The organism is Nitrososphaera sp. (genome assembly GCF_037447015.1).
In the GTDB taxonomy this organism is placed as follows: domain Archaea; phylum Thermoproteota; class Nitrososphaeria; order Nitrososphaerales; family Nitrososphaeraceae; genus Nitrososphaera.
In genome coordinates this window covers 102,661-119,981 of the sequence record NZ_JBBIHK010000001.1, presented here as the reverse complement: position 1 = coordinate 119,981, position 17,321 = coordinate 102,661, and the positions used below count along the sequence as shown (strand labels likewise).

General features: G+C 57.8%; 24 protein-coding genes. 15 read left to right on the top strand and 9 right to left on the bottom strand.

Features of this window, described 5'->3' with window-relative positions; all coding sequences use genetic code 11:
* Positions 1-36: 36 nt before the first annotated feature.
* Positions 37-642 (bottom strand): UbiX family flavin prenyltransferase, encoded by a 606-nt coding sequence (locus tag WKI84_RS00675; protein ID WP_337861584.1) that lies wholly within the window; start codon positions 640-642, stop codon positions 37-39.
* A 110-nt stretch (positions 643-752) separates the two neighbouring features.
* Between WKI84_RS00675 and WKI84_RS00670 the strand changes: the two genes are divergently transcribed.
* Both WKI84_RS00670 and WKI84_RS00665 read left to right on the top strand, forming a co-directional pair.
* A complete protein-coding gene (locus tag WKI84_RS00670) occupies positions 753-1,682 on the top strand; it encodes a PfkB family carbohydrate kinase (protein ID WP_337861583.1) in 930 nt (309 codons plus the stop codon).
* A 61-nt stretch (positions 1,683-1,743) separates the two neighbouring features.
* Complete coding sequence (locus WKI84_RS00665) at positions 1,744-2,235, top strand: ferritin-like domain-containing protein (RefSeq protein ID WP_337861582.1); 492 nt, start codon at positions 1,744-1,746, stop codon at positions 2,233-2,235.
* Between the two features lie 255 nt (positions 2,236-2,490).
* Here WKI84_RS00665 and WKI84_RS00660 read toward each other — a convergent pair whose 3' ends face one another.
* Positions 2,491-2,652, bottom strand: coding sequence for a hypothetical protein (locus WKI84_RS00660; protein ID WP_337861581.1), 162 nt, complete (start codon positions 2,650-2,652; stop codon positions 2,491-2,493).
* Between the two features lie 119 nt (positions 2,653-2,771).
* Between WKI84_RS00660 and WKI84_RS00655 the strand changes: the two genes are divergently transcribed.
* From WKI84_RS00655 to WKI84_RS00645, 3 genes are read left to right on the top strand one after another with little or no spacing between them, the layout of a single operon-like run.
* Positions 2,772-3,164, top strand: coding sequence for a helix-turn-helix domain-containing protein (locus WKI84_RS00655; protein ID WP_337861580.1), 393 nt, complete (start codon positions 2,772-2,774; stop codon positions 3,162-3,164).
* 35 nt (positions 3,165-3,199) lie between these two features.
* On the top strand, positions 3,200-3,610 hold the full coding sequence (locus tag WKI84_RS00650) for a hypothetical protein (RefSeq protein ID WP_337861579.1): 411 nt from the start codon (positions 3,200-3,202) through the stop codon (positions 3,608-3,610).
* Positions 3,607-3,933, top strand: a complete 327-nt coding sequence (locus tag WKI84_RS00645) for a hypothetical protein (RefSeq protein WP_337861578.1) — start codon at positions 3,607-3,609, stop codon at positions 3,931-3,933. The genes WKI84_RS00650 and WKI84_RS00645 overlap by 4 nt, the downstream gene beginning before the upstream one ends.
* A gap of 12 nt (positions 3,934-3,945) precedes the next feature.
* On the opposite strand, the gene WKI84_RS00640 is transcribed toward WKI84_RS00645, so the two are convergent.
* Together WKI84_RS00640 and WKI84_RS00635 are read right to left on the bottom strand one after the other, a co-directional pair.
* Entirely contained in the window at positions 3,946-4,752 is an 807-nt protein-coding gene (locus WKI84_RS00640) for an S-methyl-5'-thioadenosine phosphorylase (RefSeq protein WP_337861577.1), read from the bottom strand.
* A gap of 2 nt (positions 4,753-4,754) precedes the next feature.
* The gene (locus tag WKI84_RS00635; protein WP_337861576.1) at positions 4,755-5,294 is read right to left on the bottom strand and encodes an adenine phosphoribosyltransferase; all 540 of its coding nucleotides are present in this window, start codon (positions 5,292-5,294) and stop codon (positions 4,755-4,757) included.
* Between the two features lie 133 nt (positions 5,295-5,427).
* Between WKI84_RS00635 and WKI84_RS00630 the strand changes: the two genes are divergently transcribed.
* A complete protein-coding gene (locus WKI84_RS00630; RefSeq protein WP_337861575.1) occupies positions 5,428-5,952 on the top strand; it encodes a hypothetical protein in 525 nt (174 codons plus the stop codon).
* Here WKI84_RS00630 and WKI84_RS00625 read toward each other — a convergent pair.
* A complete protein-coding gene (locus WKI84_RS00625; RefSeq protein ID WP_337861574.1) occupies positions 5,938-6,177 on the bottom strand; it encodes a hypothetical protein in 240 nt (79 codons plus the stop codon). The two genes, WKI84_RS00630 and WKI84_RS00625, sit on opposite strands and share 15 nt — an antisense overlap.
* A gap of 156 nt (positions 6,178-6,333) precedes the next feature.
* Here WKI84_RS00625 and WKI84_RS00620 point away from each other — a divergent pair, with 156 nt between their 5' ends.
* The 7 genes from WKI84_RS00620 to WKI84_RS00590 all read left to right on the top strand — a co-directional run bounded on the left by WKI84_RS00620 (position 6,334) and on the right by WKI84_RS00590 (position 11,615).
* The gene (locus WKI84_RS00620) at positions 6,334-7,863 is read left to right on the top strand and encodes a 4-hydroxyphenylacetate 3-hydroxylase N-terminal domain-containing protein (RefSeq protein ID WP_337861573.1); all 1,530 of its coding nucleotides are present in this window, start codon (positions 6,334-6,336) and stop codon (positions 7,861-7,863) included.
* A gap of 90 nt (positions 7,864-7,953) precedes the next feature.
* Complete coding sequence (locus tag WKI84_RS00615; RefSeq protein WP_337861572.1) at positions 7,954-8,301, top strand: VOC family protein; 348 nt, start codon at positions 7,954-7,956, stop codon at positions 8,299-8,301.
* Positions 8,302-8,399: 98 nt separating this feature from the next.
* Positions 8,400-8,870, top strand: a complete 471-nt coding sequence (locus WKI84_RS00610; protein ID WP_337861571.1) for a transcriptional regulator — start codon at positions 8,400-8,402, stop codon at positions 8,868-8,870.
* Positions 8,867-9,481: an RlmE family RNA methyltransferase gene (locus WKI84_RS00605; RefSeq protein WP_337861570.1), complete on the top strand. Its 615-nt coding sequence runs from the start codon at positions 8,867-8,869 to the stop codon at positions 9,479-9,481. Before WKI84_RS00610 ends, WKI84_RS00605 begins: the two co-directional genes overlap by 4 nt.
* A 118-nt stretch (positions 9,482-9,599) precedes the next feature.
* Complete coding sequence (locus WKI84_RS00600) at positions 9,600-10,838, top strand: DUF373 family protein (protein WP_337861569.1); 1,239 nt, start codon at positions 9,600-9,602, stop codon at positions 10,836-10,838.
* Between the two features lie 48 nt (positions 10,839-10,886).
* Entirely contained in the window at positions 10,887-11,069 is a 183-nt protein-coding gene (locus tag WKI84_RS00595; protein ID WP_337861568.1) for a hypothetical protein, read from the top strand.
* Between the two features lie 48 nt (positions 11,070-11,117).
* On the top strand, positions 11,118-11,615 hold the full coding sequence (locus WKI84_RS00590) for an NUDIX domain-containing protein (RefSeq protein ID WP_337861567.1): 498 nt from the start codon (positions 11,118-11,120) through the stop codon (positions 11,613-11,615).
* On the opposite strand, the gene WKI84_RS00585 is transcribed toward WKI84_RS00590, so the two are convergent.
* Together WKI84_RS00585 and WKI84_RS00580 are read right to left on the bottom strand one after the other, a co-directional pair.
* On the bottom strand, positions 11,598-12,431 hold the full coding sequence (locus tag WKI84_RS00585; RefSeq protein ID WP_337861566.1) for an orotidine 5'-phosphate decarboxylase: 834 nt from the start codon (positions 12,429-12,431) through the stop codon (positions 11,598-11,600). The two genes, WKI84_RS00590 and WKI84_RS00585, sit on opposite strands and share 18 nt — an antisense overlap.
* Positions 12,421-13,119, bottom strand: a complete 699-nt coding sequence (locus WKI84_RS00580; protein WP_337861565.1) for a hypothetical protein — start codon at positions 13,117-13,119, stop codon at positions 12,421-12,423. Before WKI84_RS00580 ends, WKI84_RS00585 begins: the two co-directional genes overlap by 11 nt.
* Before the next feature lie 57 nt (positions 13,120-13,176).
* On the opposite strand from WKI84_RS00580, the gene WKI84_RS00575 reads away from it, so the two are divergent.
* Complete coding sequence (locus tag WKI84_RS00575; protein ID WP_337861564.1) at positions 13,177-13,578, top strand: hypothetical protein; 402 nt, start codon at positions 13,177-13,179, stop codon at positions 13,576-13,578.
* On the opposite strand, the gene WKI84_RS00570 is transcribed toward WKI84_RS00575, so the two are convergent.
* Both WKI84_RS00570 and WKI84_RS00565 read right to left on the bottom strand, forming a co-directional pair.
* A complete protein-coding gene (locus WKI84_RS00570; protein ID WP_337861563.1) occupies positions 13,575-14,573 on the bottom strand; it encodes an adenylosuccinate synthetase in 999 nt (332 codons plus the stop codon). The two genes, WKI84_RS00575 and WKI84_RS00570, sit on opposite strands and share 4 nt — an antisense overlap.
* A 212-nt stretch (positions 14,574-14,785) precedes the next feature.
* Positions 14,786-15,034, bottom strand: a complete 249-nt coding sequence (locus tag WKI84_RS00565; protein WP_337861562.1) for a hypothetical protein — start codon at positions 15,032-15,034, stop codon at positions 14,786-14,788.
* Positions 15,035-15,386: 352 nt separating this feature from the next.
* On the opposite strand from WKI84_RS00565, the gene WKI84_RS00560 reads away from it, so the two are divergent.
* A complete protein-coding gene (locus WKI84_RS00560) occupies positions 15,387-17,300 on the top strand; it encodes a beta-propeller fold lactonase family protein (RefSeq protein ID WP_337861561.1) in 1,914 nt (637 codons plus the stop codon).
* The last annotated feature ends 21 nt before the right edge of the window (positions 17,301-17,321 follow it).

Here is a 17,321-nt window from a genome sequence, read left to right as displayed (position 1 = left end):
CCGGCCATAAGTACAATGCAAGATTATTAAAACGTTCTAGAACGACTTTACGTGCTCGTTGCTACTATTGCCATTGCTGCCGCCCCACCTCTTGTAGAGGCCGTGGTCGGCTATGCCGAACTGGTCCAGCACCTTGCCTACTACGTGGTTTATCAGCTCGTCCATCGTCTTTGGCCGGTGGTAGAACCCCGGCATCGCCGGCATGATGACCACGTTTGGCACGCCTGCGAGCCTGGCCATGTTCTCAAGGTGTATCTTGGAAAGCGGCGCCTCCCTTGGAACCACCACGACCTTCCTGTGCTCCTTGATGCACACCCCTGCCGCCCTTGAGACAAGCGTGTCGTCCAGCCCGTTTGCGATGCTGGCAAGGGTCCTCATGCTGCAGGGGATGACTGCCATGCCGTCCACCCTGAACGACCCCGACGAGAGCGGCGCGGCCATGTTCTTGTCGTCGTAGACCTTGCTTGCAAGGGCCCTGACCGACTGGCCGTCCATCCTAGTCTCTATCTTGATCGTCTTTTCGCCCCACTCGCTCATTATCAGGTGCGTCTCTACCGTCTTTAATTCGCGCAGGACTTCAAGCGCCCTTATGCCGTAGATGACGCCAGAGGCGCCCGTGATGGCGATGACAAGACGCAGCAACGGCAGCAGTTTGCGCCCCTTGTTATATAACGGTGCCGCCGTCGCCCCTTTGTGTGCACGCGAACGCATGCATGCAAAGGCCCCTGCGGGCAACAAGAAAGAGTTTTTATTTGCATCCCGGAAAAGCAGCTCTTGCAGTGCTCACCGTCTTTGGCACGATGGCCCTCGACACGACGCGCACGCCGTTCCGGACAGAGGTACGGATCCTGGGAGGGGCGGCCACCTTTGCGTCGCTTTCGGCGTGCGTGTTCACAGATACTTCTATGATAGCAGTCATCGGCGATGACATGCCGGAGGAAAACATCTCTGCCCTGAAATCGCGGGGCATTGACACGAGGGGCATCGTGAAGGTAAAGGGTGGCAAGACGTTCCATTACGACTCCTCTTTTGACTATAATTTATCGAACAGGACGACGCTCAAGACCGAGCTGAACGTCATTGCCGACTTTGAGCCGGTCATCCCGGACGCGTATGCCAGGTCCAAGTACGTCTACCTTGCAAACAACGACCCGAGGCAGAACATCAAGATCCTGCAGCTGTTCGACGCTCCGCGGCTGGTGGTGTGCGACACAATAGAGTACTGGATCCAGACTGCCAGGCCGGAGGTGGAAAAGATGATGGGCAGAACGGACGGCGTGGTGATAAACGACAGCGAGGCCCGCCTGCTCTGCGGCGAGGTGAACATCGCAAGGTGTGCCAAAAAGATCCTTTCGCTTGGCCCGCAGTTTGTGGTGATAAAAAAAGGCGAGCACGGGGCGGTGCTCTTTGACAGGGAAGGCCAGGTGTTCCCGGCTGCCGCGTTCTTTCTTGACGAGATTGCAGACCCCACCGGCGCCGGCGACTCGTTTGCAGGCGGCCTGCTCGGCCACGTTGCAAGAAAGGACCGGCTGGATTTCCGCACGATGAAGGAGGCAGTCATCTATGGCAACGTCATGGGCTCTTTTGCCGTCGAGGATTTCGGCGTCAAGCGCCTGCTGTCTATCACAAAAGACGACGTGGAAGAGAGGTACGAAAAGTACCGCAACCTGGTGCAGTTTTAAAGAACAGCAGCAGCGGCAGCAGGGCGACAAGTGCTAAATACTGCGGCAGCGGACAATTGCCATGGGCAAGACAGAAAAGAGGCTCCTTGGCAAGAACGCGCAGGTCATAGTCGACATATTGAAAAAGGCGTATTCAGACGAGATGAGGATATTCCACTACTTCTGGTACGTGGGCATCAACATGGAAGGCATCGGCCTGGTCACGTACGCGCAGGCGCTCAAGACGCAGGCTACGGGCGAGCTCATGCACGGCGAGCTCCTTGCAAACAGGATAGCCGAGCTTGGGAGCAGGGCGCCAAGCGACCCGTCCGAATGGGAAAAGCTGAGCACAATCGGCCCGCTCGATCCGGCAAAGCACCTGACGCTCAGGTCTGCGCTTGAGCGGGCGCTCGAGTTTGAGGGCAAGGCCGTGGAGAACTATAACGCGCTTGCGAAAAAGGCGCTGGAGCTGGGCGACTTTGTGACGTACAACCTGGCGACCACAATCCTCGCCGACGAGGTCAAGGACGAGCAGCACACAGAGGACGTGCTGTCGTCGCTGGAAGTAAAGTAAGGAGGGAGAAATAGGAGGAAGCGATCGCTGCAGGCAGAGCGTAATAACTTTTTTATTTCGTATTTCTTGGCCGTCTCTCCAGGTTCTTGTAGACACTGGGCCTTCGTTCAACGTAAAGCAACTTGATTTTATGCGAATTCCAACAGATCTTTATCACCAATCTCCATTTCTGTTCGGCAAACCGCACAGTGTATTTTCCTTCTACGGAGAGGTTTTGCTATTGGATTTGGATCAACCCTTAATATTCCGATTTTTTCATTCAGGTCCTTTGAGCCTGTTTGCCTTTGCCCTCGGCATCGCGTCGTTTGCAATGACATGGGATCTGCTGTACGGCAAACCGTGGGCCTGGACGGCCGCTGTCATCATCACGGTGATCAGCCTGGTGATCCATGCGGCCTCGTTCAACATAATAGGCATAATAATAAGTAAGTGCCTTCGTGCTGTACTACCTGTACAGGCCGCATGTCAAGGGCTATTTCGGCAAGGGCGCGCAGGTGCTGCAGTAAGCCACGCGCCGGGAGGCGGCAGCACCAGATTTGACCTCCTCTGGTAGTGGCAGTGCCGCAGTCAGCCTTGCCAACGTCGAGCAGGCCATTGTGGAGGAGCTAAAGATAAGCGCAGACGAGGCGCAAGCCTACGTCGCAATAGTGAAAAATGGCAAGATGGACGCCGCCGCGCTGGCTGCCAAGCTGTCGTGGGACGAGCAGCATGCGCGTTCGGCTGCAATTTCGCTTGTAAACAGGGGCATGGTCATCGAGATAACGAGCACGGAATACGAGTCGCTCCACCCGCGCTTTGCAGTGACCAACCGCTACCGGAGGCGCTGCGGCGAGGACGGCATACCCTTCAAGAAGAACCTGCGGGTGGACAACATCGGCATCGTGCTTGAAAGGCCGTACGAGGACGCAAGGACTAGAAGGACTAAATAGGCGGGCAGGCGACCCCTCAAGCTGTAGATAGCAAAATGGCGACCTCTGACCCCACCGGCGGCGACAAGGTGGTCTACTTTGGAGTCATAAACATCAACGAGGGCGGCCGCACGCTGGGCTCCGTCGACATCTGGCGCAGCCTGCTTACCAAAGAGATGTTCTGCGAGGAAAAGCGCCTGGGCATTTTAGAGATAGTCGACTATATCGGGATGCCCAAGAAAAAGGCCGAAGAAGAGTGGGCAGTCGCAGTCAGCCGCAAGCGCAAGGGCCACCTGCGCTGGCGCCTGGTAAAGCTGCCAAGGGAGGGCAGGTTCAGGTTCGAAGACGCCGACGACAAGGCAGTCGAAGTCGACGTCAGGGATTACAAGATAACAGGCGACCCTGAGTGGTGGAGCCTGCTGGTCAAGGACAACGTGAACCGCAACATAGAAGTCGAGGGCAAGTGAAAGTTATCAAAATGATGAGCAAGCCTGGTGACGACGACAACGATCTTCCTCCCCTCAAAGTGTTTGTCAAGAGCGCGGACGGGAGCGAGATTGCGGCCAAGCTTTCAGGCTATTTCGTGATAAAAGGCGAGGAGTTCAAGTTCAAGGCTATAGCGTTTGGCAGGATAGGGGGCCACAACGCAAGCGTGACCATAGCCAAGACCGTCGAGAACAAACTTGCAAAGATGGGCCTCGACCCTGAAGCTGTGATAATGGCCATCCAGCGCAAGATAGTAGAAGGCGACGTCACCCTGCCAGAAGGCATCAGGCCGCCGCCATCCTAGTAATAGCCATTATTATAGCAGTGCGCCTTCAAGCGCCGAGCCGCATGCGCACTTGACTCTTTCGACGGGCAGGGCCGGTATCAGCTCTGCGACGAGCTTTTTTGTCTTTTCCACGTTCTTGTGCAGCGTCTCGATGATCTCTTTTGATGATACCGGTATGTCGGCCCACACGTCATAGTCTGTCACGGTTGCAACGGACAGGTAGCATATCTCTGCCTCGCGGGCAAGCGAGCACTCAGGCACGAGCGTCATGCCTATGATGTCTGCCTTCATCACGTCCCGGAAGAACCTGCTCTCTGCGCGGGTTGAAAAGCGCGGGCCTTCTATGCACACGTACGTGGCCTTTTGCTGGAACGGGTAGCCGAGCTTTTCGACGACTCTTGCCGCTATCGAGCGCAGCTCTGGGCAGAACGGGTCTGCCATGGAGACGTGGGCCACCTGCCCGCCGTCGTAAAAGGTGTACTGCCTGCTCTTTGTAAAGTCTATGAACTGGTCGGGGAGCGCGATGTCTCCGGGCTTGTAGTCAAAGCTGAGGCTGCCGACTGCGGAAGGCGCGATGACGCGCTTGACCCCAAGCTGCTTGAGCGCCCATATGTTGGCGCGAAAATTTATCCTGTGGGGCGGTGTCCTGTGGCCCCTGCCGTGCCTTGGCAGAAACGCCACTTTCCTGCCCGCATACTCGCCCACAGTGATGAGGTCGGAAGGCTCGCCGTACGGAGTGTGGATCTTGATCTCTTTTTTATCGGAAAACAGGCCCGAGTCGTAGACGCCAGTCCCGCCGATTATGCCAATGTCTGCTGCTTTTTCTGTCGCTGTCATTTCTATTCGTACACCACCAGAGACTCGACCTTGTAGCCCATGTCACGCAGCCTGTCTGCGCCTTTCAGCCCTGCAAGCTCGATGACGAATCCAAAGCCGGCCACCTTGCCGCCGAGCTCCTCTATCAGCTGTGCCGCGGCGACTGCCGTCCCGCCCGTGGCTATGAGGTCGTCAGCCACCAGGATCTTTTGGCCGCGCTTTATCGCGCCGTTCTGGATCTCCATGGTGGCACTGCCATACTCGATGTCGTACGACTTTTTGACTGTGGCTCCCGGCAGTTTTCCTGCCTTGCGTATCATTATCACGCCGGCCTCTGCCTTCATGCCGATTGCCGTGGCGACTATGAACCCGCGCGACTCTATGCCTGCCACCGCGTCGAACCTTGACTTGAATCTTCTAGAGAACTCGCCAGCAATGAACTTGAGCGCATCGGCATCGCGGAACACGGGGTTTATGTCCCTGAAGAGGATGCCTGGCTTGGGAAAATCGGGATGTTTTGTTATTATCCTGTCAAGGTTGACGACGGCCTTTTTTGAAGCCACGAAATCTATGCGATCTGGCGGATGTAAAAAAGATTGCGAACGTGGTCACGCGTGCTCTTGCCTGCCCTCTTGACAAAGTAAGCAGGGGCTTACTGCCTGCTTTATACGGCCGGCGTGCGGATCATCCCCTGTAGTGGCTCCTCCAGGAGAGACCGAAAGAAGAAGAGAGCAGCAGGCGTTTGCGGACCGGGTAGCCGGCCTGCAGGACTTTGACGGCGCCTTTGAGCTGGTCAAGTCGGCCGTGTTCAAGAAGTTCAAGATGCACAGGGCCGGCCTTTCGCTCATCCTGCAGGTGATGCCCTCGAATCTGGGCGCATACCACATACTCGGCTCAAACGTGATAGTGATGAACAGCTATGTGCTTGCAGCCATCAAGAGGATATCCGGCTCTGACTCCGAATACAACGCCTACCTCTTTATGGTGCTTGCCCATGAATACCTGCACAGCCTGGGCATAGTGGACGAAAACACGGTGCGCCAGATGACCTACGACCTGTGCAAGGCGCTCCTTGGCGAAGGGCACAGCTCCACCCTGATGACAAAGGAGGACCCATCCTCTCTGTTCCCGCAGCTGCGCTACATGGCGCAGAACCAGTTCAGCAGCGACTTTCACGTCGTCAAGAACTTTGACAAGGCCGGCCAGTCATACATCCAGTAGTAGCGAGCCTTTCTTTTCTTTTTCTTTTTTTCTAGATCTGCCGCTGTAATACACCAAGAGCCCCATGCAGCAAAAGCCGATAAACTCTGGTATCATGAACAGCCAGAACCTCTTTTCCGGCGGCGCGTAATAGTCGGCCAGGCTGGCGACCGGCCCTCCGACCAGGCCGCCAAACAGCCCCGCTATGATGGCAGCAGTCACGATCTTTTCTCTGTCTACTGCCATATCGTCATCATGGTAATACTTGCTTCGTCGATTGCTTTATTGTTTTTACCCTGCTATCGGCCATTTACCGCAAAAATTGTTGCGCAAATCGCCGGTTTTTGCCGATTCTCCGAGCCGAGAACGTATAAATAACATGCAGCGCAAGTACCTCATCATATGCCTATCCGGAATGGGGCGGAATACATCGAAAGCCTCAGAGGAAGAAAGTTAAAGGTATACCTTTTTGGAGAACTTGTCAAGGAACCGGTGGATCACCCTATGATCCGCCCGTCCATAAACGCCGTGGCTGCTACCTACGACCTCGCAAACGAGGAGCCAGAGATGGCGGCGGCCAAGTCGTCTATATCCGGCCTGAACGTCAACCGCTTTTTGCACATTGCCGAGAGCGCGCAGGACCTGGTCAACCAGAACAGGATGCAGCGCCGGCTGGGCCAGCTCACCGGGACGTGCTTCCAGCGCTGCGTCGGCATGGACGCCCTCAACTCCCTTTATTCCACCACATACGAGATAGACCAAAAGTTCAAGACGCCGTACCACAAGCGCCTGACTGATTTTATAAAAATGATCCAGCGGGAGAACTATGTCATCGGCGGCGCCATGACAGACGTCAAGGGCGACAGGAGCCTCTCGCCTTCGCAGCAGCCCGACCCTGACATGTTTGTCCACGTGACCAAGAGGGACAAAAAGGGCGTCTACATCACCGGCGCCAAGGCCCACCAGACTGGCTGCATCAACTCGCACTGGATACTGGTCATGCCCACCATGAGGCTCAAGGCCGAGGACAAGGACTATGCCATCGTGGGCGCAGTCCCGGTTGACGCCCCGGGCATCACGTACATCTATGGCCGCCAGTCGTGCGACACCCGCAGCATGGAAGACGGCGACATGGACGCCGGCAACAGCCAGTTCGCAGGCCAGGAGGCCATGATAGTCTTTGAGGACGTGTTCATACCAAACGAGCTGATATTCATGGACGGCGAGTACGACTATGCCGCCATGCTGGTCGAGAGGTTCACCTGCTACCACCGCCGGTCATACGTGTGCAAGACCGGCCTTGGCGACGTCCTGATAGGCGCGGCTGCCGCGATAGCGGACTATAACGGCGTGGCAAGCGCGTCGCACATCAAGGACAAGCTGGTCGAGATGACGCACCTGAACGAGACCATCTTTGCAGCAGGCATTGCATCTTCGTACCAGGCTCACAGGACGGCTTCGGGCAACTGGCAGTGCGACGACATGCTGGCAAACGTGTGCAAGCACAACGTGACCCGGTTCCCCTATGAAATAGGCAGGCTGGCGCAGGACATCGCCGGCGGCCTCATGGTCACGATGCCGTCTGAGAAAGATTTCAGGGGCAAGGTGACCGGCCCCATCCTCGAGAAATACCTGAAGGGGAGAAAGGGCGTCTCGACAGAGAACAGGGTGCGCATCCTCCGCCTGATAGAGAACATGACGCTTGGCCGCAACGCTGTAGGCTACCTCACCGAGTCGATGCACGGCGCCGGCTCGCCCCAGGCGCAGCGCATCCAGATAGCCCGCCAGATGCAGCTGGAATACAAGAAAAAGCTCGCCAAGGACCTCGCAAAGGTGAACGAGGGCGAGGCGGCCGAAAAGGTGCTTGAAAACACCGAGTATTTCGACAAGATATTTGGCAACAGCAAGAAGAAGGGGTCTGGCAGCAAGTAACCTTCTTTCCCTTACTTACCTTTGGTAAGCATATTTAAATAGCTGGCCGTCCTATCAGGCCGCACAATGCCAAGACCAGTTCATTTCGACATGACAGCCGACGACCCGAAGAGGGCGATCAAGTTCTACGAGACGGTGTTTGGGTGGAGGTTTGCCAAGTGGGGCGGCCCCATGGAGTACTGGATGGCCACCACCGGCGACGACAAGAAAGAGCCCGGGATAAACGGCGGGATATCCAGACGCGGCCAGGCCGGGATGCCTGCCATGAACACGATAGGCGTGCCAGACGTCGACCAGTACTCGAAAAAGATCGAAACAGGCGGGGGCAAGGTGGTACAGCCCAAGATGCCTATACCGGGCGTGGGCTGGTTTGCAGCCTGCCAGGACACCGAGGGCAACATGTTTGGGATCATACAGATGGATGAAAAGGCCCGGTAAGAAGCACGTGGCGGGGGCCGTTTTTGAGGCGCCTGCCGAAAAGGATTATTTATCAGTTTCACGCTGATCATAGTATCTTGGGGGTCGCTGTCTAGAAGATGACGTTAAACGAGGCCCAGATCGAGGATCTGACGGGCAAGGTTTTCAGGACTATTGTCTCAAACGGCAAGGACGGCATCCTCCAGTCCGAGCTCTGGAAAGAGCTGGACCTGACAAGCCGCGACGGCTCTCGCGTGGCCATCCGGCTGGAGCGCCGCTCGCTCATCAGGCGCAAAAAGATGCTTGAAAACGGCCGGTGGACGTACAAGCTTTTTGCCACCAAGCTCCCTATAGACACGAGCAGCGTAGAGAATGCGCCCTGCCTCACGTGCCAGTACGAGCACATGTGCTCGCTGGAAGGCTCGTACAGCCCGATAACCTGCGGCCTGCTCGAAAAGTGGCTCCTTGTCTCCCTCGACCTGGCAGACCAAAAGAGGCAGATGGCCGCCGCTGCTTCTTCCCAGCAGCCTAAAGGCAACGGCGAAGAAGAGGCATCATCATCCTCCTCACTGGCGACGACGACAACATGAGGTTGCAGGACGCCCGGCGCGACCACTACCGCCGGCTGGCAAAGGACCAGGGATACCGGAGCAGGGCCGCATACAAACTAAAACAGCTCGACGATTCTTACCGGCTTTTAAAAAAAGGCTACAGGGTAGTCGACATCGGCTGCGCGCCCGGCGGCTGGGTGCAGGTGGCTGCAGAGCACGTCGGGCCGACGGGCAGGGTGGTCGGAATCGACCTCAAGGAGGTTGAGCCGGTCGCCAACGCCATAATCCTGCAGGGAAGCATCACCGACCCGTTGACTCCTGCCAGGATAGCCGATGCTCTCGGGGAAGGAAACGAAAGATCAGTTGCTGACGTCGTGCTGTCGGACCTGGCGCCAAACATCAGCGGCATGTGGGAGGTCGACCACGCAAGGCAGATAGACCTCACGAGGAGCGCCCTTGCCCTTGCCAAGAGCATACTGAGGCAGGGCGGCAGCGCCGTGTTCAAGGTGTTTGAGGGCGAGTTCCTGAAGGAACTCAAGGCCGAGATGACCGCAGCCGGCTTTCAGAAGGTACTCGTGAGCAAGCCCTCTGCAAGCAGGCAGGAAAGCTCTGAATTGTACCTCGTCTGCCTCAACTTTGCAAAGAATTGAGGTTTTCTTGCAGGTATCGTCAATAACCGCAAAATAACCTCAGCTGGAGTTGATTAAATTAATTAAGCAGTTTGCGCAACCAGCATGTGCCGGCAAGTAAGCAGAGCGAGCAAAAAATATGCCACAAGAGCCTGTCGAATACCAGCGCAACCACAAGCTGGACGTACCAAAGGGCCCCGAAGCGGCCCAGAGCAGGCTCCTTGTACTTTGCATCGACAGGGACGATGACATTGGCTCAAAGGGCGGCATCGAGACGCCGATCGTGGGGCGAGACCAGTGCATCAACGCCGGCACGAGGCTTGCCATCGAAGACCCTGAAGACGCCGACGCAAACGCGATTTTCGGCGCAGTCAAGACGTACGAGGAGCTTGTGAGCAAGGGCTACAACGCCGAGGTCGCCGTCGTGGCAGGCAAGTTCAACCGAGGGGTCGAGGCCGACGAAAAGATAAGCCGGGAGGTGCAGGCCATCCTCGCAAAGTACCAGGCGACAGGCGCGGTGATCGTCTCCGACGGCGAGGACGACGAGACAGTGCTTCCGGTAATCCAGTCCCGAGTTCCCGTAGTATCGGTGCAGCGCATAATCATCCGCCACAGCCGGAGCGTCGAGTACTCGTACGCCCTGTTTGGCAGGTACATCAAGGCGCTCATGTACGACCCGCAGTACAGCAAGTTCTTCCTCGGCGTGCCGGGCGCGCTCTTGCTCGCAGGCGGGCTTGCGGTTGCTTTTGAGCAGACCAAGTGGCTGACCGTGATGATACTTGCAATCCTGGGCGGCGCCTTCATTGTCAGGGCGTTTGACATCGACAAGGCAGTCGGGTCTCTTGGCAAGATGGGGCCGACCGACTTCATCAAGATATTCTCTGTAATAGCCGGGGTGCTCATCATGCTTGCCGCAATAGCAAACGGCCTGTCCAGCATCCCCCACGACATACCGGTCAACCAGATGACCGCGCTGGACATCATTACCAACAAGACCGTGGTCGGGAGCTTTGCCAAAGGCACCATCACGCTGGTGTGGATAGGGCTTGCGACCATCCTGGGCGGCGTGTTCCTGGCCAACTGGCTCAGGGGCAGCTCGCGCGAGATGTCTGACATACTGCGCCTGGTCGTGCTCGGCCTGCTGTACATACCGGTGGTCCAGTTTGCCGAAGTGCTGACTGCCGGCACCAACCCCTTCACGCTCATATCGTCGCTCCTCGTGGGCCTCGCAGTGGCGCTTGTGGCAGCCGCGTTCGTCTACCAGCGGTTCAGGCACCACCATCAGCAGAGGCGGGCCGCAACAGGCAGTGGCAATAATAGTGGCGCCGGCGGCAGCAGTAGCGGTGGTGGTGGCGGCGCCACCGACGTGAAACTCTGACCATCATATTTTATTAATAAATAAATACCCTCTCTCGCTCCATCCACTTTGACAGAAATGCCAGAGCACGGCCAGTACGACGAGCAGGCGCAGCGGTGGTTCTGCGGCTACTGGATGACTTTTGAAGAGTGGGAGGACGTGCACGACTATACGCCCAAGGCGGCCCCCGGAGAAGAAGAGAGGGAAGAGCAGGAGGACGACGACGCGGCGGCGACTGCCGCCGGAGATTAGGGAAAAAATATACAAACCAGCGCGTGCATCACTCTATCGCATATACAAATGGTGTTTGACGAGCGGTCTGCCGGAGCCGTCCTTTTCAGGGAAGGCGATGGTGGCGGCAGCAGCGGCGGCGGCAACGGCAATAAAGAGCCGCAGTACCTCCTCCTGCATTACACGGCGGGCCACTGGGATTTCCCAAAAGGCAACATCGAGCAGGGCGAGACCGAGCACGAGGCGGCTGCCAGAGAGATACGGGAGGAGACCGGCATATCCGACATCGAGTTCATCGACGGCTTTGAGCGCACGATATCCTACAGGTACAGGAAGGCCCGCAGGCTGGTGGACAAGGAGGTGGTATTCTTCCTTGCACGGACTTCTGGTGCCAGCGAGGTAAAGATATCGCACGAGCACACGGACCATGCGTGGAGAAAGTACGAAGACGCAGTCAAGCTCGTGACCTTTAAAAACGCCCGCGACCTGCTCGCAGCGGCCAGGGCTTTTCTCCTCTCTTCATCCTCCCAGTCTTCATCGTCATCGTCATCATTGAGAAAGACCTGAGCCTGCCGCCGCAGCCGCCGCCCTCTTTTTCAGCTGGCGCGCAGCGGCAGCCGGGTCGCCTGCCTCAATTATCGACCTGCCTACTATCAAATAGTCCGAGCCGCTCCTGACCGCCTGCTCGACATCTCCGCCCTGCGCGCCCACGCCCGGCGAGTAGATCTCTATGCCCCTGCCCCTGACCTCGCCAAGCACGTCTGCCTGCGTCGCGCCCACCACTATGCCGTCGGCCCCGGCCGCCAGCGCCCTTTCAAGGAACAGTTTGTAGATCCTGCTTTCACGATTATCCGCATTATTGCCGCCGGCAGCAACGGTGGTGGTAGTAGTAACAGTCGTCGTCGTCGTTGTAGTAGTAGGCAGGCCGTACCCCGCGCTTGCGTCAGGGTGGCTCATGTACACGAGCGCTATGACGCCAAGGCCCATGCTGTGCGCCTTTTTCACCAGAGCCGCAAACTCGGAGGGCCCCATGAACGGGTTTGCTATCACGGCGTCAAACCCCATGGCCGCCAGGTGCTCTACTGCGGCGCTGTTGGTGCTCTCGATGTCGTTCAGCTTGATGTCTGCTATGCAGAGCAGGCCGTGCGAGTGCGCAAATTTCGTAATGTCCCAGACTTCTCTGGCAGACAGCGGGAGGAGCAGGTGAAAGTTGAGCTTGACTGCACATATGTGGCCGGCGACTGCGCCTATCTTTTTCTTGGCAAAAAGCTTTAGGTTCTTTGCGGCGCCGGGCCTGGGGTCGACTGCCAAGATTATCCTGCTCTTTTTCTTTTTTGCGGCCTGCGCCATCCGCACCGAATAACTGCTGCTACTAGCCCTCATAGGACTTTACCAGCGGGTGCCCGTCTGCAAGCCTGACCACTTTCATGTAGATGAAGCCGTGCTCATCCAGGCTTGCCGTGAACGTGGGCTGCTCCGGCTTTTGGCTCGAGTAGCGCAGGAACGGCCCTATCGCAGCAGCCGGCTCGCCATCGAGCGCGACATAGTAATAGTAAGAGACGGAATCGTTCTCGTTCACGCTCATCGGCGTGCCGAGTATGTGCCTGTTCCCTTCTTCCCTGGAGTAAAAGAGCGGCAGGGGCGCCTCCTCGTAGATGGTCTTGTAAGCGGCCACCTTGGCAAGCGACGCCAGATCCCTGAGCTTGATGACCGTATAGCCGGACTTTTTCTTGTCTATCCTAGCGTTCTTGGCAAGCGCCGGCGGGAACCTGTCCACCTTTAGGATCGGCGAATAGACAAACGTCGGGTTGCCCACCGCCTCTGCAAGCGTCACCTCCTCCATGCCGCCTGACGCCCTGTACGCCAGGTACTGGGTGTTGGGGCCGATCTCGGCCTCGGCGTAGTATATCACCGGCCTGCCATTCAAGATGTCCAGCTGCACGGCAAGCACCTGCTTGCCCCCAAGCGTCAGCGAAAACGAGGGCATGGGCGCCCGCTCCAGCGCGCAGGCAAGCCGGCCAAAGTCCTTGAGCCCCGCAAGCGGGATGTAGCAGGGCGCCTTTAGTGGCAAATCATGATGTGGTTGACAGGTACAGTATTAAAGTCATCCGCCCTGCTACCTTGCTTGATGGCACCATCTCCATCGCTACCATCGTCGTCATCATCATCTGCGGCAGAAAGAGATGAAGAAGAAAAAGGAAAAATCCGCAGCCTGGTAGAGCAGGCCCGGACCCTGCTTGAAAGCAGCAATAGCGACAACGACAACGATGATGATGAGTTGCTGTGGCAGGCGTACGTCGCAATCGAGCGCGCCATCCTGGCAGTAAAGCTGCGCCACCCAGAGCTTGAGGGGGAGAAACTTCCGCCAGCGTCAAAGCGGACCGCAAAGAGGGAGGACCTGATTGCCGCCGCAAAAGCGGCAATGCTCCAGCTGACGGCAGTGGACGCCTATGGCAAAACAGAAGAGACGTTGTATTTGCTGCGGACGTGCCGCGACGCGCTCAAGGCCGCAGTAGCCAGGTCTTCTTAGGTCGTTTTCCTTCTGTCCACCACGTCGTCAAGCTCGGGGCCCGTGCCTATCATTGTCACCGGGACGCCCAGCTCGCCTTCAATATCCTCGATGTATTTCCTTGCATCGGCCGGCAGTTTCTCGTACTGGCGCACCCGGGCGCACGACGGGAACATGATGTCCAGCTTGGTCACGGCAAGCTGGGTCGCGCTGTTGAGCCTTATCGACTTTTTCGCAAGCGCAAAGTCAAAAGGCGCCGCCCTCCTCTGCCTGCCTGTCACGCTCCCAAACTCGAGCCAGCCGCGCTTTTTCGCCTCTTCCTCTGAAAGCTCGTTGTCAAGCGGCCCGCCCCCCACCCGGGTCACATAAGCCTTGAACACCACAAGCACGTCGTCCACCCTCTTGGGGCCGATGCCGACGTCGGAGCATATGCCCGACGCAGTCACGTCCTTTGAGGTCACGTAGGGATAGCCGCCGTGGAACAGCGAGAGGTACGTCCCCTGCGTGCCCTCGACGAGGACCTTTTCGCCGCTTTCAAGCGCATAGTTGACCGAGTTGCTTACGTCTTCTATGTAGAGCGAAAGCTCAGGCACGTCCTTGGCCATCTTCAGGGTGCGGAGCGCCCTGTCGGCGTTTGCCGGGCCGGTGCCCGTGCCGGTGGTGCCTATCTTGCCCTTCAAATGATCTTCGGCCCTGTCCCGGTCGATGTGCGCCTGCTCGATTATGCCGCACTGGGCGTCCACGTATGTCCTGTCTTCGGCCTTGAACATCGCCACCTCGCTCAGCAGCACCTGCGGGTTGACCAGCACGCCGGCGCCCACGAGAAGCCGCGTGGTCGGGTTGAGAGCCGCGCTTGGCAGCATGCGCACCTTGTACTCTTTTCCTTCAAAAGCAAACGTGTGGCCGGCGTTTGGGCCCACGCCTCCCCTGACTGCGATGGCCGGGTTGTCCTTTTTGGCCAGGTACGCTATTATCTTGCCCTTTCCTTCGTCGCCGAAAAATCCGCCAACCGTCACAAGACACGGCATATATAGAACGATCATCTCTCAGCCGGCGTCGTTATTTATTATTATTTCCGCTCTCCTGCGCTGCTAATCGTCTGGCGGTTCGTTGAGGATATTGCGGGGTAGAGAGAGGGGAGGAGTGCGTGCATATGCTACAGGCTTGCTTACTACGGCCCGAGCTTGAACATCCTGTAGAACAGGTAAACTACCGAGCCGAGAGCCAGTCACACCAGGATGGTGCTTGCCACTATTGTCGCAGGCCAGAGCCCTGCTGGCACCGGGACGGATGAACCTTCGCCGAGGAACATGAAAAACGCGATTATCGTAGGCAGGTTCATCACTATTGCAAGCGTTGCAAAGACATCGTGTTCATAAGACAGGCTGTCAACAACCGTAATCCCGCCTGCAACGGCTCCATAGGCTGCAAAGGCAAGGAGGATCCTCTCGCTGCCGTGCAACATCCTGCAAACCATTGAATTGCCTGGAGAACCTGCCGGCTGCAATTGCGCTACAGGAAACGCCTTCCGCGTTATTATGTTGCGCGCGCAAGCGCAGATCGCATACTCTACAGCCGCTTTTTTGCAAGCGCCGGCGGGAATTCGACGTCCAAAAGCGGCCCGCTCCGCAACGCTGCTGGCGCAAGAATACCTTGCCGCTTGATACGTTCTCGGGCAGCTACGACCATTCCATAAAAAACCAGTACAAGATACTTGCACGCACGTTTCCGGGTTTCGGTTTTTCAGCCACTAAAAAAATGTGCGGCGATTCTCCAAGTGGATAGCATATCTAGTTCTTAAATACATGTAGCTTTACTCGTTGCCTGCTATGACGAAGAAACCAGCAACAAAGAACGCTACTACTACAATGATGATGTATGCTGGCGTGGCGCTCTCGCTCATGCTGACGGCGATGCTCTTTGTGTCGCCTCTGGGCATGGCAGGCTCCTCAAGCCTCGTACGTCCGGCCCTTGCCGACGGCTCTTCTTCTTCCGGCAACAGGGTGCAGTTCGACCTGACAGACGAGCCTGGCAGGTGGTTCAGGAACACGGCCGGCGACATCACCGCAAGCGGCACCGAGTCCCTGGCAGTCGGCAACCCCGGCGTGAGGGTCGACTTTAACGTGAGGTCAAACACGGTGCACACGGTGACCAGCCTGATATTCCCGGCCGGCGCTGCAAACATGCCCTTTGACCAGGCCGAGCCTTCCAAGAGCTCCCAGTCAGTCACGCTGCAAGACCCCGGCCTGTACGTGTTCACCTGCAAGGTGCACCCGTACATGTTTGGCGCAGTAATCGTCGACGACCCGGCCACTGCGGGCCTAGACCTTGGCGAGCAGGTGTCGCTTGTAAACGGCATCACGGTGCCGACTTCAAGCGACCTTGCAACGAGGCTGCTGCGCACGTTCTTTATCGCGACGGCCCCGGCAAACTGGCAGGACTATACTTCCCCGTCGCCGTGGCACGTCACCTATCCAAACGTTGACGTGAGGATCACAGGCGGGGTGGTTGTGAACCTTCCAGCAGTCCTGAACGCGCGCTATGGCAACGACGTAACGCTGCCGCCCCTCTCAAACCCGGCGACGCCCGGAGTAGGCCAGGTGTGGGTGGACACCCAGTTTGAAAAGACGACGGGCAAGACCAAGCCCGGCACCGCGACGGCAGTAGACGCGCAGACGTGGCAGGTCGCAAGAAAGGTCGCCCTGCCGCAGATAAACATGAACAACCCGCACAACATGTGGACCGACAGGAACCAGAACCTGATCTACCAGACGCAGTGGTTCGACAGCAAGCTGACCGTGTTTGAGAGGGCGACCGGCAAGCTGGTCAAGAACGTGTCGGTGGGCGAGTCCCCGTCGCACGTCATGACCCGGACGGACACCGACCAGGTGCACGTCGCACTCAACGGCGAGGACGTGGTGGTCGAGATGGCCCCAGGCGGCCAGAGCATCCAGAGAGAAATACCGATGCAGCGGCCGGGCGAGCCCTCATCGCACCCTCACGCACACTGGATGAGCCACGACGGGAAGAAGATGGTCACGCCAAACGCCTTCAGCGCCGACTCGACGCTGTACGGGTTCGACACGAGCTCGATAGAGGCCAAGCCTGCGACCGGCGCGCTGCCCATTGCGACAGGCATGATGCCGGACTCGAGCAAATACTATGTTGCAAACCTGCTTGACAGCACAATAAGCGTCGTCAGCATGCAGGGCGCGACAAAGGACCAGGTGATCAAGACCATCAACCTGCTGCAGAACTATGACCCGATAAGCGGCGCGCTGACCGGGCCTGTTGGCGCGCTCCCCATACAGACGCCGGTGTCGCCAAACGGCAGGTACATGGTGACTGCAAACACGCTCACTGCGACCATCACCGTGACAGACACCGTGACAGACACCGTGGTCAAAATGCTCCCGTGCGACGCAGGCTGCCATGGCGTCAACTTTGGGGCCAAGCAGGGCGGAGGCTATTACGCCTACGTGGCAAGCAAGTTCTCAAACGCCGTGATAGTGGTAGACGGCGACCCCAACGGCGACGGCAACCCTGCTGACGCAGCCATAGTGGGCAGGGTGGCACTCGTGGCCTCTGCAAGCACGGCCAAGGACGCAAGCGTCACGGCAAACAGGGGCATGGGCGGCCAGGGTGTGCTTGCCATACCCAACGTCTACAACGGGTGGGTGCAGAACCTGCCGCAGACGTGGAAGGCCCAGCTGACCGCAGGCCAGCAGAACCCGGTCCCGTAAAAAGGGCCGCGGCCTCCCCAA

Bases quoted from the DNA above. Each gene is read 5' to 3' on its own strand.
- WKI84_RS00600 (WP_337861569.1), top strand. From the start codon at position 9,600: ATGCCACAAGAGCCTGTCGAATACCAGCGCAACCACAAGCTGGACGTA.
- WKI84_RS00560 (WP_337861561.1), top strand. From the start codon at position 15,387: ATGACGAAGAAACCAGCAACAAAGAACGCTACTACTACAATGATGATG.
- WKI84_RS00660 (WP_337861581.1), bottom strand. From the start codon at position 2,652: ATGCCTATTATGTTGAACGAGGCCGCATGGATCACCAGGCTGATCACC.
- WKI84_RS00575 (WP_337861564.1), top strand. From the start codon at position 13,177: ATGGCACCATCTCCATCGCTACCATCGTCGTCATCATCATCTGCGGCA.
- WKI84_RS00605 (WP_337861570.1), top strand. From the start codon at position 8,867: ATGAGGTTGCAGGACGCCCGGCGCGACCACTACCGCCGGCTGGCAAAG.
- WKI84_RS00620 (WP_337861573.1), top strand. From the start codon at position 6,334: ATGCCTATCCGGAATGGGGCGGAATACATCGAAAGCCTCAGAGGAAGA.
- WKI84_RS00625 (WP_337861574.1), bottom strand. From the start codon at position 6,177: ATGGCAGTAGACAGAGAAAAGATCGTGACTGCTGCCATCATAGCGGGG.
- WKI84_RS00585 (WP_337861566.1), bottom strand. From the start codon at position 12,431: ATGAGGGCTAGTAGCAGCAGTTATTCGGTGCGGATGGCGCAGGCCGCA.
- WKI84_RS00590 (WP_337861567.1), top strand. From the start codon at position 11,118: ATGGTGTTTGACGAGCGGTCTGCCGGAGCCGTCCTTTTCAGGGAAGGC.
- WKI84_RS00665 (WP_337861582.1), top strand. From the start codon at position 1,744: ATGGGCAAGACAGAAAAGAGGCTCCTTGGCAAGAACGCGCAGGTCATA.
- WKI84_RS00640 (WP_337861577.1), bottom strand. From the start codon at position 4,752: ATGACAGCGACAGAAAAAGCAGCAGACATTGGCATAATCGGCGGGACT.
- WKI84_RS00610 (WP_337861571.1), top strand. From the start codon at position 8,400: ATGACGTTAAACGAGGCCCAGATCGAGGATCTGACGGGCAAGGTTTTC.
- WKI84_RS00615 (WP_337861572.1), top strand. From the start codon at position 7,954: ATGACAGCCGACGACCCGAAGAGGGCGATCAAGTTCTACGAGACGGTG.
- WKI84_RS00565 (WP_337861562.1), bottom strand. From the start codon at position 15,034: ATGGTTTGCAGGATGTTGCACGGCAGCGAGAGGATCCTCCTTGCCTTT.
- WKI84_RS00650 (WP_337861579.1), top strand. From the start codon at position 3,200: ATGGCGACCTCTGACCCCACCGGCGGCGACAAGGTGGTCTACTTTGGA.